This is a genomic window from Desulfocurvus sp. DL1XJH-121 (genome assembly GCF_054819825.1).
On sequence record NZ_JBTVWW010000164.1, the window covers coordinates 1 to 248 of the forward strand.

Genomic DNA, 248 nt, shown 5'->3' on the forward strand with positions numbered 1-248 from the left:
TGACGGTCGTCACGGTAGAGCGTGATATCGAGCTGACCAAGCGGGACGTCAACGCCCTCAAGCTTTTGAATACGGTCGTGAATTCGCTGAGCCAGATAAATGCCACGGGTCTTGATGCCCACCAAAACCAGGTCCTCCGTCCCCTTGTTGTATTCAATAATTTCATAGGTAATCCGTGTTAGCGCCCGCTTCATTGCAAGCTCATCCCAAATTTCTTTTGCCATTTTTTCTCCCTCGTTGCACTTGTC

At 49.6% G+C, this 248-nt stretch carries 1 protein-coding gene; it reads right to left on the reverse strand.

Annotated features, from left to right (window positions below; translation table 11 throughout):
• On the reverse strand, positions 1-224 hold a 224-nt coding region (locus tag ACYYG1_RS17740), incomplete at its 3' end, for a phosphoribosyltransferase family protein (RefSeq protein ID WP_461211653.1).
• Between the last annotated feature and the right edge of the window lie 24 nt (positions 225-248).